This window comes from Falsiroseomonas oryzae (genome assembly GCF_027856955.1).
Classification (GTDB): Bacteria; Pseudomonadota; Alphaproteobacteria; order Acetobacterales; family Acetobacteraceae; genus Falsiroseomonas; species Falsiroseomonas oryzae.
In genome coordinates this window covers 1-14,246 of sequence record NZ_JAPSMD010000110.1, presented here as the reverse complement: position 1 = coordinate 14,246, position 14,246 = coordinate 1, and the positions used below count along the sequence as shown (strand labels likewise).

14 protein-coding genes are annotated in these 14,246 nt (G+C 72.1%); 5 read left to right on the top strand and 9 right to left on the bottom strand.

The window, feature by feature from the left end:
- Window positions 1-130: 130 nt before the first annotated feature.
- Together OZN99_RS13040 and OZN99_RS13035 are read right to left on the bottom strand one after the other, a co-directional pair.
- Window positions 131-1,498: an ABC1 kinase family protein gene (locus OZN99_RS13040; protein WP_270935674.1), complete on the bottom strand. Its 1,368-nt coding sequence runs from the start codon at window positions 1,496-1,498 to the stop codon at window positions 131-133.
- The gene (locus OZN99_RS13035; RefSeq protein WP_408611839.1) at window positions 1,495-3,324 is read right to left on the bottom strand and encodes a M3 family oligoendopeptidase; all 1,830 of its coding nucleotides are present in this window, start codon (window positions 3,322-3,324) and stop codon (window positions 1,495-1,497) included. Before OZN99_RS13035 ends, OZN99_RS13040 begins: the two co-directional genes overlap by 4 nt.
- A 117-nt stretch (window positions 3,325-3,441) precedes the next feature.
- Here OZN99_RS13035 and OZN99_RS13030 point away from each other — a divergent pair, with 117 nt between their 5' ends.
- Entirely contained in the window at window positions 3,442-5,157 is a 1,716-nt protein-coding gene (locus OZN99_RS13030) for an AMP-dependent synthetase/ligase (RefSeq protein ID WP_270935673.1), read from the top strand.
- On the opposite strand, the gene OZN99_RS13025 is transcribed toward OZN99_RS13030, so the two are convergent.
- The 6 genes from OZN99_RS13025 to OZN99_RS13000 form a co-directional block, all read right to left on the bottom strand.
- Window positions 5,093-5,650: a winged helix-turn-helix domain-containing protein gene (locus OZN99_RS13025; RefSeq protein WP_270935672.1), complete on the bottom strand. Its 558-nt coding sequence runs from the start codon at window positions 5,648-5,650 to the stop codon at window positions 5,093-5,095. The genes OZN99_RS13030 and OZN99_RS13025 overlap by 65 nt on opposite strands.
- A 143-nt stretch (window positions 5,651-5,793) precedes the next feature.
- Entirely contained in the window at window positions 5,794-6,432 is a 639-nt protein-coding gene (locus OZN99_RS13020; protein WP_270935671.1) for a flavin reductase family protein, read from the bottom strand.
- 30 nt (window positions 6,433-6,462) lie between these two features.
- A complete protein-coding gene (locus OZN99_RS13015; RefSeq protein WP_270935670.1) occupies window positions 6,463-6,933 on the bottom strand; it encodes a DUF427 domain-containing protein in 471 nt (156 codons plus the stop codon).
- Window positions 6,933-7,235 (bottom strand): DUF2312 domain-containing protein, encoded by a 303-nt coding sequence (locus OZN99_RS13010; protein WP_408611838.1) that lies wholly within the window; start codon window positions 7,233-7,235, stop codon window positions 6,933-6,935. Before OZN99_RS13010 ends, OZN99_RS13015 begins: the two co-directional genes overlap by 1 nt.
- A gap of 210 nt (window positions 7,236-7,445) precedes the next feature.
- Window positions 7,446-7,865, bottom strand: coding sequence for a c-type cytochrome (locus tag OZN99_RS13005; protein WP_270935669.1), 420 nt, complete (start codon window positions 7,863-7,865; stop codon window positions 7,446-7,448).
- A 230-nt stretch (window positions 7,866-8,095) separates the two neighbouring features.
- The gene (locus tag OZN99_RS13000) at window positions 8,096-8,407 is read right to left on the bottom strand and encodes a DUF1244 domain-containing protein (RefSeq protein WP_270935668.1); all 312 of its coding nucleotides are present in this window, start codon (window positions 8,405-8,407) and stop codon (window positions 8,096-8,098) included.
- Window positions 8,408-8,482: 75 nt separating this feature from the next.
- Here OZN99_RS13000 and OZN99_RS12995 point away from each other — a divergent pair, with 75 nt between their 5' ends.
- Window positions 8,483-9,766 (top strand): glycerate kinase type-2 family protein, encoded by a 1,284-nt coding sequence (locus tag OZN99_RS12995; protein WP_270935667.1) that lies wholly within the window; start codon window positions 8,483-8,485, stop codon window positions 9,764-9,766.
- Window positions 9,767-9,932: 166 nt separating this feature from the next.
- The gene (locus tag OZN99_RS12990) at window positions 9,933-10,529 is read left to right on the top strand and encodes a PEP-CTERM sorting domain-containing protein (RefSeq protein WP_270935666.1); all 597 of its coding nucleotides are present in this window, start codon (window positions 9,933-9,935) and stop codon (window positions 10,527-10,529) included.
- A gap of 150 nt (window positions 10,530-10,679) precedes the next feature.
- On the opposite strand, the gene OZN99_RS12985 is transcribed toward OZN99_RS12990, so the two are convergent.
- Window positions 10,680-11,801 (bottom strand): OmpA family protein, encoded by a 1,122-nt coding sequence (locus tag OZN99_RS12985; RefSeq protein ID WP_270935665.1) that lies wholly within the window; start codon window positions 11,799-11,801, stop codon window positions 10,680-10,682.
- Between the two features lie 524 nt (window positions 11,802-12,325).
- On the opposite strand from OZN99_RS12985, the gene pyk reads away from it, so the two are divergent.
- Window positions 12,326-13,759 (top strand): pyruvate kinase, encoded by a 1,434-nt coding sequence (gene pyk / locus OZN99_RS12980; protein ID WP_270935675.1) that lies wholly within the window; start codon window positions 12,326-12,328, stop codon window positions 13,757-13,759.
- Between the two features lie 68 nt (window positions 13,760-13,827).
- Window positions 13,828-14,246, top strand: a 419-nt coding sequence (locus tag OZN99_RS12975) for a hypothetical protein (protein ID WP_270935664.1), incomplete at its 3' end; no start/stop codon positions are given.

Genomic DNA, 14,246 nt, shown 5'->3' with positions numbered 1-14,246 from the left:
GGCTATGCGCGCGAATGGGCGGCGTTGCCGGGCAGCCGGCGGCACGCGATGTACGCGGCGGGGCAGCGGCGCGACTTCGCCGCGGTGTTGACGCGCACGGCGTAGCCTGCACCGGCGCCGTCCGCTGCGCTCAGCCCGGCGGAACGCCGGCGGCGGCCAGCGCGGCCTGCTGGCGGGCGGCGACGGCCTGTTCCTCGAAGTCGTGCACAAGCTCCATGAACATGCGGTGCCAGTTCGCCTCGGCGCGCAGGCGGTAGAAGACGCTGCCGAGGCCGATCGCGGCGCGGTCCATTAGCGGGAATTCGCGCGGGATCTTCACCCCACCGGTCTTCTTCAGCCCCTCATGCACCTGCATCGCGATGCGCCGCCCGTACATCGGGTCGTCGAGCGGCGTGATGGTGCGCACCTTGTCCTCGACCAGCGGCTCGTAGAGGAAGCGCGCCCAGAGGTTCAGCACCTCCATCGTGTCCTTGCGCAGGTCCTTGAAGCCCCAGATGCGGTAGGCCTCGGCGGCCTTGTCGATGTCGTGGTCGCGCACCGCCTCGTAGAGCATCACCACGCCGGTGACGAAGCTGGCGGGGAAGACGCGGATCACGCCGAAGTCGAACAGGTTCACGCCGAAGCCGACGGCGGGGTCGGCATCGTCGCGCACCTGGTAGTTGCCGAGATGCGGATCGCCGTGGATCACGCCGTAGCGGTAGAAGGGCACGTACCACGCGCGGAACAGCGCCTTCGCATAGGCCACGCGCTCCTCGGCGGGCGGGTCCTCCTCCAGCCGGCGCAGGATCGGTCGGCCCTGCAGCCACGTCATGGTGAGCAGGCGCTTCGTCGTCAGCTCCGCCACGGGTTCCGGTACGGAGACGCCGGGGACGCCCTGCAGCATCGCGCCGTAGAGCCGCATGTGCGAGGCTTCCCGCGTGTAGTCCAGCTCCTCCCGCAGGCGGGTGGCGAGTTCCGAATACGCCTCCTCGTTGTCGAGGGTGTTGTCCATGCGCCGGTAGAGCGACAGCGCGATCTTGAGCTGCCGCAGGTCGGCTTCCACCACGCTCGGCATGTCGGGGTACTGCAGCTTGCAGGCCACCTCGCGCCCGTCATGCAGCGTGGCGCGGTGCACCTGGCCCAGGCTGGCGGCAGCGGCGGCTTCCTGGCCGAAGGTGCGGAAGCGCGACTGCCAGGCGGGGCCGAGTTCCGACTGCATGCGACGGCGCACGAAGGCCCAGCCCATCGGCGGCGCGTTGGACTGCAGGGTCGCGAGTTCCTGGGCGTATTCCTCCGGCAGGGCTTCCGGCACGGTGGCCAGGAACTGCGCCACCTTCATCAGCGGGCCCTTCAGCCCGCCCAGCACCTGCTTCAGGCTTTCGGCATGCGCGTTCTTGTCGGCCTTGATGCCGAGGAAGCGCTCGCCCGCGACGCGCGCCGCGACGCCGGTGACCGCGCCGGAGGTGCGGACCATCCGGCGCATCTCGCCGAACAGCGTGGATTCCTTGCGGTCGCTCATGCGGCGGCTTCGAGTTCATCAATGAACCCGGCCACCACGTCGAGGCCCTTGCGCCAGAAGGCGGGATCGGAGGCGTCGAGGCCGAAGGGCGCCAGCAGTTCCTTGTGGCGCTTGGTGCCGCCGGCCTTCAGCATCTCCAGGTATTTCTGCTGGAAGCCGGGATGGCCTTCGCGGAACACGCCATACAGCGCGTTCACCAGGCAGTCGCCGAAGGCATAGGCGTAGACGTAGAAGGGCGTGTGCACGAAGTGCGGGATGTAGGCCCAGTACACGCTGTAGTCCGGCGTGAAGTCGAAGGCCGGGCCCAGGCTTTCGGTCTGGACCTGCATCCACAGCTCGCCGATGCGCTCATGCGCGATCTCGCCCGTCTTGCGCTCGTCGTGCAGCAGCGTCTCGAAGCGGTAGAAGGCGATCTGGCGCACCACCGTGTTCAGCATGTCCTCCACCTTGGAGGCCAGCAGCGCGCGGCGGCGCTTCGGGTCGCGCTCCGCATCCAGCAGCGCGCGGAACGTCAGCATCTCGCCGAAGACGCTGGCCGTCTCCGCCAGCGTCAGCGGCGTGGAGGACAGCAGGTAGCCCTGCTCGCCCGCCAGGATCTGGTGCACGCCGTGGCCGAGTTCGTGCGCCAGCGTCATCACGTCGCGCGTCTTGCCGTGGTAGTTCACCAGCAGATAGGGATGCGCGGAGGGCACCGTCGGGTGCGCGAAGGCGCCGCTGGCCTTGCCCGGGCGCAGGGCCGCATCCACCCAGGGCTTGTCGAAGAAGCGCCGGCCGATCGCGGCCAGGTCCGGGCTGAAGGCGGCGTAGCTGTCCAGCACGCGGCGCGTCGCCTCCGGCCAGGGGATCGTCGCGTCGTCCTGGTCAGGCAGCGGGGCGTTGCGGTCCCAGTGCATCAGCTTCGGCAGGCCGAGCCACTTCGCCTTCATGCCGTAGTAGCGGTGCGACAGCCGCGGGAAGCTCTCCCGCACGGCGGTGACGAGCGCGTCCACCACCTCGTCCTCCACCATGTTGGCGCGGTTGCGCGCGCTGGTGGGGCGCGGGTACTGGCGCCAGCCGTCGATGATCTCCTTGTCCTTGGCCAGGACGTTGGTGATCAGGCTGAACAGGCGGACCTTGTCTCCGAAGGCGGCCGAGACGCCGCGCGCGGCGGCTGCGCGCACGTCGCGGTCGCGGTCCGACAGCTTGTTCAGCGCGGAGGAGACGGTCAGCTCCTCCCCGGCCACCGTCACGCGCATGCCCGCGATGGTCTCGTCGAACAGGCGGTTCCAGGCGGAGCGGCCCGTCACCTCCTTCTCGTGCAGCAGCTTCTCCAGCTCGTCGGAGAGCTGGTGCGGGCGGAAGACGCGCAGGTCGCGCAGCCAGGGGCGCCAACGCGCCAGCGCGGCCGACCCGCCGAGCTTCGATTCGAGCGCGTGGTCCTCGACGCGGTTGATCTCGAGGGTCAGGAACAGCAGGTGGGAGGAGATCGCCGTCACCCTCTCCTGCATGGTCTGGTAGAAGCGGCCATTGGCGGCGTCCTGCGCATCGGCCGAGAACACCAACTGCGCATAGGACATGGCGCGGCCGAGACGTTCCTCGATGCGTTCGTACTGCGCGATGGCGGCGGCCAGTGCGTCGCTGGACAGGGTCGCGACCTTGCCGGCATGCGCGGACTGGAAGGCCTTCGCCTCCGCCTCGGCGGCGTCGAGCTCGGCGGCCAGCTTCGGGTCGTCCGGGCCGGCATAGAGGTCCGAAAGGTCCCAGGACGGCAGCGCGTCTGCGGCGGATCCCCCGGCGGGGCGGGCGGTGTCGCGGACGGGCAGGCGGAAATCTTGGGGAATCGTCACGGCGTCTCTTGTGTCCGGGGGCGTGTCACCCTGGATATAGACCGCCGGCGGCCCTGGCCAAGCCACCGGTTGGGGGACTGCTCAGGGGTATCGGGGCCGGGGGGGAGCATTCGCGCGATGGAGCCGGGCAAGCGGGTCGGCTGGAACAGCCTGCCGCAGATGATGCTGGAACTGGCGGTGCGCCGGCAGGACAAGGCGATGCTGCGCCACTGGCACGACAAGGCCTGGCGCCGCGTGACCTGGGCGGAGTTCGGCCGCCGGGTGGCCGCGGTCGCCGCCGGGCTGCGCGCGGCCGGCGTCGCCGCGGGCGACCGCGTGCTGCTGGTGAGCGAGAACCGGCCGGAATTCATCATCGCCGACACCGCGCTGATGGCGATCGGCGCGGTGACCGTGCCGACCTACACCACCAACCTGGCGGCCGACCACGCGCATATCCTGCGCGATTCGGGGGCGCGCGCGGCGATCGTCTCCGGCACGGCGCTGGCGAAGCGCGTGCTGGACGGCGCCGCGCAGGCGGGGGGGATCGACCTGCTGGTCGGCATCGATCCGCCGCCCGAGGCGCCGGGCCTGCGGACGCTGCGCTGGGCGGAGCTGGAGGCGACGCCGGGCGACCTCGACATGCTGCGCGCCGAGGCCGAGCAGATCCCGCCCGGGCGGCTGGCCTGCCTGATCTACACCTCCGGCACGGGCGGGGCGCCCAAGGGCGTGATGCTGCCGCACCGCGCCATGCTGTCGAACCGCGCCGGCGTCGCGCAACTGGCCGACCGGCTGCATTTCGAGGGCGAGTGCTACCTCTCATTCCTCCCGCTGTCGCACAGCTACGAGCACACGGTGGGCGGCTTCCTGCTGCCCTCGCTGGGCGTCGAAGTGGTCTATTCGCGCGGCGCCGACCGCATCGCGGCGGAATTCCAGGAGGTGAAGCCCGCGGTCGTCACCGCCGTGCCGCGCCTGTTCGAGGTGCTGCGCGCGCGCATCCTGGCCGGCGTGGAGAAGGAGGGCGGCGTCAAGGAGAAGCTGTTCCACCGCGCCGTCGCGCTCGGCCTGCGGAAGCTGGACGGCCCGCCGCTCGGCCTGTTCGAGAAGCTGCAGGACGCGCTGCTCGACAGGCTGGTGCGGGAGAAGGTGCGCCAGCGCTTCGGCGGGCGGCTGCTGGCGATGGTCTCGGGCGGGGCGCGGCTCGATCCCGACCTGTCGGGCTTCTTCCTGGCGCTCGGCCTGCCGGTGATCCAGGGCTACGGCCAGACCGAGGCGGGGCCGGTGATCAGCGTGAACCTGCCCTGGAACAACGATCGCACCACGGTGGGCCCGCCGCTGCCCGGCGTGGAGGCGCGCATCGCGGAGGATGGCGAGCTCTGCGTGCGGGGCGAGCTGGTGATGGACGGCTACTGGAACCAGCCGGAGGCGACGGCCAAGGCGATCATCGACGGTTGGCTGCACACCGGCGACATCGCGGAGATGGTGGATGGCCGCATCCGCATCACCGACCGCAAGCGCGATTTCATCAAGACGCTGGGCGGCGACATGGTGAGCCCCGCCAAGCTGGAGGCGCTGCTGATGGCGGAGCCCGAGATCGCCCAGGCGGTGGTGGCAGGCGAGGGCCAGCCGGGCATCGTGGCGCTGCTGGTGCCGGCGGACGGCATGGCGGCGAAGGCGGGCGAGGCGGTGGCGCGCGTGAACGCGAAGCTCGCCACCATCGAGCGCATCCGCAAGACGGCGACGGTGCCGCCCTTCACGGTCGAGAACGGCCAGCTGACGCCGACAATGAAGGTCAAGCGCCGCGCGGTGCTGACGGCGCACGCGGCGGTCGTGGACGGGCTGCACGCGAAGGGATGAGCGCGGTGAACCCGGCGCTGACCCGGTCGGCCTGGGCCAGGCGCGCCTCCAGCAGTGCAAGCCGCGCCTCCAACGCGTCCAGGCGCGTATCCGGGTCCGCCGCGGCAACCGCCGGCTCCGGCCCGGACTCGGCGCGCACCGGGCCGGCCAGCAGGTAGCCGCGGCGCTTGAACGTCGGCAGCAGATGCGCGGCGTCGCGGCCCAGGGCGCGGCGGATCTCCACGATGCACTGGGTGATGCTGTCGTCGGTGACGGCGATGCCCGGCCAGACCGCCTCCATCAGCGCATCGCGGGAGACCACGCGGTCGGGCTGCGCGGCAAGCGCCCGCAGCAGGGCAGCGGCCTTGGGCCGCAGCCGCACGCAACCCGCCGGCCCGGCCAGCAGGTCCTGGTCGGCATCGAAGACGAAGCGCCCGATCCGCCAGCGTATCTGGTCGCGGGCCGGTACGGGCCCAGCGCTGCTGCGATGCGTCGGGGCTGGCGAGGCGGTCATGACGCGTCCCTCCCCTGGCGAGATGGGCAAGATCCTTACGAGCGCCCGCCCATCACGATCCCAGCATATACGTTCGATAAAGGAGCCGAGTCACACGAATTTGTCACAGCCAAGAAGTCGTGCCGGTCCGTGACACGCCGGGGTCAGAGGTCCTTCTGGCCAGGCTGCCAACTCCCGCCGTCGGTCGGGCGCAGGGCGGAGAACAGCGCGGTGACCTCGGTGTAGTCGCGGTAGCCGCAGCGGGCGATGGTGCGGGCGGCCAGCATGTCGAAGCGGCCGTCCTTCAGCGCCCATTCGGCGATGTGCACGCCGACCACCTGGCCGACCACGAGATGCCCGCCGGTCGGGCGGCCCTCGATGTCGTGCAGTTCCATCGCGTGGATCACGCGGCATTCCAGGCTGGCGGGGCTGGCGGCGACGCGGGGCGGCTTCACCAGGCGGCAGGGCGCGCGTTCGAGGCCCGCATGCTCGAACTCGCTGTCGCCGTCGGGCAGCGCGGCGGAGGAGGCGTTCATCGCGTCGAACAGCGGGCGGGTCGCCAGGTTCATGACGAACTCGCCGGTGGCCACCGCATTGGCGGCGGTGTGCTTCAGGCCGTCGCTGCCGAAGGCGCAGATGGCCGGCGAGGTCTGGATCATGTTGAAGAAGCTGTAGGGCGCCAGGTTGGCGCGGCCGTCGCGGTCCAGCGTGGAGATCCAGCCGATCGGGCGCGGCGCGACGATGGCCTTCAGCGGGTCGTGCGGCAGTCCCGCGGCGCGGTGCTGGCCGGCTTCGTAGAACATGTTCCGTCTCCTGGGGGATCCTGCCCGGCGCTACCAGCCCTCGGTGCCCGGCGCGCCCTTGAAGGGGCCTTCGACGTCCGGCGTGATCCAGCCGCCGTAGAAACCGCCGGCCTGCGGCACGACGCGGTCCTCGTCCACGAAGCAGGCATCGACGCACCCGGCGTAGAGCGCGACATGGCCGGCGATGGGCGCGAAGGCGGGGGTGGGATCGGGGTACGACCAGGCGGCACGCGGCGCCGTCACGCCGCCGGCCACCAGGTCGAAGTAGCGCGCGGCGCCCTTCCATTCGCAATGGCTGCGTCCGGTGGCGGGGCGCAGCGTGCCCGGCGCGAAGGCCTCGGCCGGGATGTACCAGCTTGGCGGGTGCCAGGTTTCCAGCACGCGCCAGCACGCCGTGCTGTCCACGATGGTGACGCCGCCCAGCACCACGCGCACGCGGCGCGTGCTGGGTTCCAGGCGCGGCGGGCGCGGATAGTCGGGCGCCCTCTCCCGCGCGGCCATCACATGCCGAGCGCGCGGCGGTAGAGGTCGAGCAGCGTCTCCTGCTCCTCCACCTCGGCGGGCTCCTTCTTGCGCAGGCTGATGATCTGGCGCAGCACCTTCACGTCGAAGCCGGCGGACTTCGCCTCGGCGTAGATGTCCTTGATGTCGCCGGCGAGCGCCTTGCGCTCCTCCTCCAGCCGCTCGATGCGCTCGACGATGGAGCGCAGGCGGTCCGCCGCGATGCCGCCGACATCGCTGTCGGGATCGGCCTTCTGGCGGTCGCGGCTTGCCTTGGCGTCCTGGAGGTCGGTCTCGCTCACCCGCTGTTCCCCTGTGCGAAGGGGGGGCGTGGTGCCACGCTTTGGCGGCACGCTCAATGCCTCGCTCCGCCACGGGCGGATCGGCCGGAATCCCGGGGCCCGCCGGCCAAGGCGCACGCGATCCCGGCGCCGATCGCCTGTCGGCGATGGCGTCCGGAAGCCGTGCGGCGGGCCGGGGCGACGGCGACCGGCGCCGCCCCGCGCCGCGCGCTATTGCTGGATCGAGTTGAGATAGAGGACGAGCTCGTAGACGCGGCCCTGCACATAGACCTCGCGCATGCGGTTGCCGAAGCGGTCGCCCGCCTCGAAGCCGAACATCTGGCCCCAGAACGGCATCTCACGCCCGCCATGCAGCGCGATGTCCTCCCGCCCGTCGATGATCTGGCCGACGCGCACGAAGGGGAACGCGCCGTTGTTGCGCCGCGCGAGCGTGGTCAGGTCGGATGGCCTGGTGTTGAGCAGGCGCGCCACCTGCCCGCCGCCCTTGCCGTCGTCGCCGTGACACTGGGCGCAGGCGGTGCGGTAGAACTCCACCCCGCGCGCCGGCGGCTGCGGTGCCTGGGCCCAGGCCGCGCCGATGCCCGTGGTCAGGGCCAGCGCACAACCTAGCGCGAGACCGGGGATGTGCATGATCGTCCCTCCTGCCGTTCGTTGGTGCGGCTTCGCAGCCTGCAACGTGCCTAACCTAGCACGCTCGCACATGGGCGGCTTGATCGATGTCAAGCCGCGCCGAGGAACAGGCAGGGTCCGGACTGCAGACCGGGCGACCCGGAGCCGGGATGCCGCGGGCAGCGCGGATCAGGCAGCGCCGATCCGCGCGCCATGAGGTGGCAGGGGGTGCGGGCCTTGCGGCCCGGCGCTCAGTGGCCGGGGTTGGCCGCGGCAAACTTCGCCTTCTGCTCGGCGGAGGCTTCCTTCTGATACTGCGCCTGCCAGTCCTTGTAGGGCATGCCGTAGACGATCTCCCGCGCGTCGGGATCGGACAGCGGGATGCCCTTCTCCTCCGCGGCGGCGCGGTACCACTTGGACAGGCAGTTCCGGCAGAAGCCGGCCAGGTTCATCAGGTCGATGTTCTGCACGTCGGTGCGCTCGCGCAGGTGCTGCACGAGGCGGCGGAAGGCGGCGGCCTCCAGCTCGGTCTGCGTGGCCTTGTCCATCTCGGGTGCGGGCATCGGGTGGTCCTCCTGGCGGCGTAGATGGCCCATCCCCCCCGGCTTCGCCATAGTGCGCGGCCCGGAGGACATGGCATGGCCTGGACGGACCAAGACGCGCGCAAAGCCTTGCGAACCCTGTTCGACGCGGCGGTGGCCAGCGCCGATCCGCGCGTGGTGCTGGCCCGCCACCTGCCGGAGCCGCCGCGTGGCGGGCGCGTGGTGGTGGTGGGCGCAGGCAAGTCGGCGGCGGTGATGGCCGCGGCGGTGGAGCAGGCCTGGCCCGACGTGCCGCTCTCGGGCGTCGTCGTGACGCGCTACGGGCATGGCCACCCGACGACGCGGATCGCGGTGCTGGAAGCCTCCCACCCCGTGCCGGACGCGGCCGGCGCAGCGGCGGCGCGGCGCATCCTGGAGGCGGTGCAGGGGCTGACGCCGGCGGACCTGGTGCTGTTCCTGGTCTCGGGCGGCGGGTCGGCGCTGACCACGCTGCCGGCGCCGGGGCTGGCGCTGGACCAGCTCATGGCGGTGAACAAGGCGCTGCTCGCTTCCGGCGCGACGATCCACGAGATGAACTGCATCCGCCGGCACCTCTCGGCCTTCTCCGGCGGGCGGCTGGCGCTGGCGGCGGCGCCGGCGCGGGTGGTGACTCTGGCGATCAGCGACGTGCCGGGCGACGACCCGGCGGTGATCGCCTCCGGGCCGACGGTGCCGGACCCGACCAGCTTCGCCGACGCCCGGGCCCTGGTGGCGCATTACGGGATGCAGCTGCCGGAGCCGGTCGTCGCCCATCTGGCGCGTGCGGAGGACGAGACGCCGAAGCCGGGCGATCCGCGGCTCGGCACGGTGGATTACCGCTTCATCGCGACGCCCATGCTGGCGCTGCGCGCGGCGGCGGAGGCCGCCCTGGGGCTCGGCCTCACGCCCGTGATCCTGGGCGACGCGCTGGAGGGCGAGGCGCGGGAGGTCGGCAAGGTGCTGGCGGGCATCGCGCTCTCGGCCCGCGCACACGGTTCCCCGGTCGCAGCGCCCTGCGTGCTCCTGTCCGGCGGAGAGACGACGGTCACGATCGGGCGCGAGGGTGGCGGCCGCGGCGGGCGGAATTCCGAATGCCTGCTGGGCTGCGCGGTGGCGCTGGACGGGGCGCAGGACGTCTGGGCGCTGATGGGCGACACGGACGGGATCGACGGCAGCGAGGCCAATGCCGGCGCCATCGCCGCGACGGACACGCTGGCGCGCGCACGGGCGGCGGGACTGGACCCGCGCGCGGTGCTGGCGCGTCACGATTCCTGGGGGCTGTTCTCCGCGCTGGGCGACCTGGTGGAGACCGGGCCGACGCTGACCAACGTCAACGACTTCCGGGCGGTGCTGGTGGCGTGACGCGGCCCGGCGCGGGCGAGGGGCCCCGGATCGCCCCGGATGGCCGCGCCCCGGCATGGCGTGGTCGCGCGGGCGCCGCAGGTCTCGCGGCCCGGAATTTGCCACAGCACTAATGTAGTGCGAACATCCCTCGCCGGGCAACGCTGCCCCGCAAGGGAGCGGACCGATGCGACACCCGGCGAAGCTGGCCCTCGTGGCCATATTGGCGGCGACGGCGCCGAAGGTTTCCGATGCCGCCTTCCTGGCGACGCTCAGCGAGGTCGGCCCGGACGTGGTCGCGACTGGCAGCGGGTCCATCGAGCTCAGCGGGCTGGCGTTGCTGCAGTCCGGCACCAGCGCCGGGCTGGTCTTCGCCAGCACCGGCAATTCGCGACTTGGCCCCTCCTCGGACGGCGACATCTACCAGGCGTCGGCCGGGCTGCCGCCCCTCACGGGCCCGGTGAGCTTCGGGCCGGGCGGCCTGTTCCTGAACAGCACCGCATCGGGCGACCTGGTCGGCCTGTCTGCCCTGACCTTCCTGGTGGTGGTGCCCGCCGGCTACGCCTCGGGCACGGCGCTCGCCAACAGCACGAGCTGGGCCAACCAGAGCTTTGCCAGCCTCGGCGTGACGCCCGGCACCTATGTCTGGACCTGGGGAGAGGGCGCTTCGGCCGACAGCTACACGCTGCAGATCGGACCTGCCGCCGTGCCGGAGCCGGCCTCCCTGGCACTGTTCGGCCTGGCGCTGGCGGGCCTGGGCCTCGCCCGCCGCCGCCTGGGCTGACGGCCGGGTTCCAAGGGCCTTGCGGCCCTTGGCTGGCCGGGAGGTGTGGAGGGGCAGAGCCCCTCCACGTCGAAGCACAGGTGTGGAGGGGCGGCGCCCCTCCAAGTTGCAGCGCAGGCGTGGAGGGGCGCCGCCCCGCCACGGTCGTCGTCAGCGCAGGACGATCTCGACGCGCCGGTTCTGCGGCTCGCGCACGCCGTCGGCCGTCGGGACCAGCGGGCGGCTCTCGCCGAAGGCCTGGACGACGATGGCGTTGCGCGGCACGCCCAGGCGGGTCAGCTCGCTCGCCACCGCGGCGGCGCGGCGCTCCGACAGGCGCTGGTTGTACTGCGGCGTGCCGGAGCGGTCGGCGTGGCCGGCCACCTCGATCCGCGTCGTCTGCACCCGGGTCGAGGCCTGCGCCGCATCCGCGATGATCTGGCGGGCGCGGTCGGTCAGGTCGGCGCGATCCCAGTCGAAGAACACGAGGTAGGTGCGCGCGGGCGCCGGTGCAGCCGCGGGTGCGGGCATCGGGGCCGCCACCGGCGGCGGGACCGGCGGGTTGAAGGCGTAGCGCAGGCCCAGCAGGATCGAGTGGTTGTAGTTCTCGCTTTCCGTCGTGCCGCGGCTGACCGTGAAGCTGCCGCCGCCCGAGGTCGTGTCGATCTTGTTCTCGAGCGTGCCGAGGAAGCGGTATTCCAGCGTCAGCGCGAGTCCCGGCACATACTGGTTCAGCGAGGTCGCGGCACCCACGATGGCCTGGTAGGCGAAGCGCCCATCGGTGCCGTCGGTGCGCACGGTGCCGCCGAGCACGTTCACGCGGATGTCGTCGAACTCGCGCCAGATGTAGCCGGCGCCGACGCCGACATAGGGGACGAAGGACACGCCGCCGATGCGGCCGGCATCGCCGAGGTCGAAGTCATAGAGCACGTTCGCCATCGCGCCGTAGCTGCGCGCGGTGCCGGCCGCGGCCGAGGTCCCGCCGAAGCCCGAGATGTTGTCAACTTCGTTCTGGCGGTAGTTGCCCTCGATCTCCGCGCGCAGGCCGTTGCCGAAGCCCCAGCCCAGGCTGATGACGCCGACCCAGCCCAGGTCGAAGCTGATGTCGCCGGTGGCCGGCAGGCCGGCCGCGGTGAGCGAGCTGCCGAGCTGTCCGGTGCTGCCGATGTCCGCATCCATCAGCCAATTCACGCCGGCGCCGCCTGCGATGTAGAGGCCGCTCACCGGCTGGGCGATGGCGAGCCCCGGCGCGAACAGCAGGGTGGTCGCCAGCAAGGACGTCCGCAGCTTCATCTCTCCATTCTCCCGAATGCCCCGGCCCGCTTCCGGCGCCGGCAGGGTTGCAACTGCCGTGCAACGCGATCGGCCCGGAAGGGCGGCGCCGCTTCGGCAAATCAGCCGGCCTGTTGCAGGAACGCCACACACGTGTCCGCGGCGCGGCGTCACGTCGCGGTCAGGCGCGAGGGGCCGCGCGGCGGAGGTCCCTGGCGGCGCGGGGCGACACCGGCTGCGACTTAGCAATAGTAAGGCATCACGAAGCCATGGATCGCGTAGCTTAGAGACGCTAAGCTTTGCGGATGCGTGATCCCAGCCTCGAGGCGCTGCTGGCCCAACGTGGCGCCGTGACCCGAATCGCCACCGCGCTCGGCATCTCCACCGCGGCAGTCAGCCAATGGAAGCGCGTGCCCGACGACCGCGTTGCGGAGGTGGCGCGCGCCCTCGCCGTGCCGCCGGAAACCATCCGGCCGGACCTCGGCGCGCTGGCCGCCGCGCTGCCGCCGCCCGAAACCCCGAAGCGCGAAGGATCCCCGCTCCGCATGGCCCAACGCATGCCGCTCCGCCGCCGGCGGCGCACGAAGATCGTCGCGACCCTCGGCCCGGCCTCCTCGACGCCCGAGGTGATCGAGCGGCTGTTCCGCGCCGGCGCCGACGTGTTCCGCCTGAACTTCAGCCATGGCAGCCACGCCGACCATGCCGAGCGCATCGCCATCATCCGGGCGCTCGAGAAGAAGGTGGACCGGCCCATCGGCATCCTGGCCGACGTGCAGGGGCCGAAGCTGCGCGTCGGCAAGTTCCAGGCGGGCCGCGTGCAGCTGCAGACCGGGCAGCCCTTCCGGCTCGACCTGTCGCCCACGCCGGGCGACGTGCGGCGCGTGCAGCTGCCGCATCCCGAGATCATCCAGGCGGCCGGCATCGGCACCACGCTGCTGCTGGACGACGGCAAGCTGCGCCTGCGGGTGACGCGGAAGCGCGACGACCACCTGGAGACCGAGGTGGTGGTCGGCGGCCCGCTCTCGGACCGCAAGGGCGTCAACGTGCCGGACGTGGTGCTGCCGATCCCCGCCCTGACCGAGAAGGACCGCGCCGACCTGGCCTTCGTGCTGGAGCAGGGCGTGGAATACATCGGGCTCAGCTTCGTGCAGCGCCCGGAGGACGTGGCCGAGGCGAAGGCGATCGCCGCCGGCCGCGCCTGGATCATGGTGAAGCTCGAGAAGCCGCAGGCGATCGACAACCTGGGCGAGATCGTGAAGCTCGCGGACTGCGTGATGGTGGCGCGCGGCGATCTCGGCGTGGAATGCCCGCCGGAGGAGGTGCCGCTGATCCAGAAGCGCATCGTCCGCACCGCGCGCGCCGCCGGGAAACCTGTCGTGGTGGCGACGCAGATGCTGGAGAGCATGATCGGCTCCCCCTCTCCCACCCGCGCCGAGGCGTCGGACGTGGCGACCGCGGTGTTCGACGGGGCGGATGCGGTGATGCTCTCGGCGGAGACGGCCGCGGGGCAATACCCCTATGAGGCGGTGAACATCATGGACCGCATCGTGGCGCGGGTGGAGCAGGACCCGGGCTGGCGGACGCTGACCGATGCGGAAAGGCCGCAGCCCGAGCGGAGCTCGGCCGGCGCCATCGCCGCGGCGGCGCGCCAGGTCGCAGGCACCATGGAGGCGGAGGCGATCGCCACCTTCACCAGCACCGGTTCCACCACGCTGCGCGTGGCGCGGGAACGGCCGGACTGCCCGATCATCGGCCTGACCGCCAGCGAGCAGACCGCGCGGCGGCTGGCGGTGGTCTGGGGCGTGCACCCCCTGCCCTCGTCGGAGCCGCATTCGATGACGGACATGGTCGCCAAGGCGATCCGCGCGGCGGCGCAGGAAGGCTTCGCGAAGCACGGCGACGAGGTGGTGGTGACGGCGGGCGTGCCCTTCGGCACGCCGGGCACCACCAACGCGCTGCGCGTCGCCGTGGTGAAGTAGCGCCGACCCCGGTTGACGGCGGGGCGCGGCATACGCTCATTGCCGCTGCCCCCGGGAGCTTCGTGACGATGCGCCGTCTCGCCCTCGCCTGCGCCTTCCTGCTGCTCGCCTTCCCCGCGCTCGCGCAGCGCGACGGCGTGTACGACGTGACCGGGATCAACCTGGACGGCACGGCCTATACGGGGGTCGCGCAGATCCGGGCGGTGGGGCTCACCTCCTTCACCATCCTCTGGCGGATCGGCGGGCAGGTGGTGGAGGGCTTCGGCACCGCCTCCGGCCGCACCGTCGCGGTCGCCTACGGCATGGCGCAGCGCCCGGGGATCGGGATCTACACGCTGAACCCGGACGGCTCGATGGACGGCGAATGGACCATCGTCGGCGCGCCGGCTGTCGGGCGGGAGCGGCTGGTGCCACGCCCCGAGGCACCCGCGCCGGCGACGCCACGCGCGACGCCACCCGCGGCGCAGCCCCCCGCGGCGACGCCGCG

Bases quoted from the DNA above. Each gene is read 5' to 3' on its own strand.
- OZN99_RS13005 (WP_270935669.1), bottom strand. From the start codon at position 7,865: ATGCACATCCCCGGTCTCGCGCTAGGTTGTGCGCTGGCCCTGACCACG.
- OZN99_RS13040 (WP_270935674.1), bottom strand. From the start codon at position 1,498: ATGAGCGACCGCAAGGAATCCACGCTGTTCGGCGAGATGCGCCGGATG.
- OZN99_RS13000 (WP_270935668.1), bottom strand. From the start codon at position 8,407: ATGCCCGCACCCGAGATGGACAAGGCCACGCAGACCGAGCTGGAGGCC.
- OZN99_RS12990 (WP_270935666.1), top strand. From the start codon at position 9,933: ATGCGACACCCGGCGAAGCTGGCCCTCGTGGCCATATTGGCGGCGACG.
- OZN99_RS13025 (WP_270935672.1), bottom strand. From the start codon at position 5,650: ATGACCGCCTCGCCAGCCCCGACGCATCGCAGCAGCGCTGGGCCCGTA.
- OZN99_RS13020 (WP_270935671.1), bottom strand. From the start codon at position 6,432: ATGTTCTACGAAGCCGGCCAGCACCGCGCCGCGGGACTGCCGCACGAC.
- pyk (WP_270935675.1), top strand. From the start codon at position 12,326: ATGGCCCAACGCATGCCGCTCCGCCGCCGGCGGCGCACGAAGATCGTC.
- OZN99_RS12985 (WP_270935665.1), bottom strand. From the start codon at position 11,801: ATGAAGCTGCGGACGTCCTTGCTGGCGACCACCCTGCTGTTCGCGCCG.
- OZN99_RS13030 (WP_270935673.1), top strand. From the start codon at position 3,442: ATGGAGCCGGGCAAGCGGGTCGGCTGGAACAGCCTGCCGCAGATGATG.
- OZN99_RS12995 (WP_270935667.1), top strand. From the start codon at position 8,483: ATGGCCTGGACGGACCAAGACGCGCGCAAAGCCTTGCGAACCCTGTTC.
- OZN99_RS13015 (WP_270935670.1), bottom strand. From the start codon at position 6,933: ATGGCCGCGCGGGAGAGGGCGCCCGACTATCCGCGCCCGCCGCGCCTG.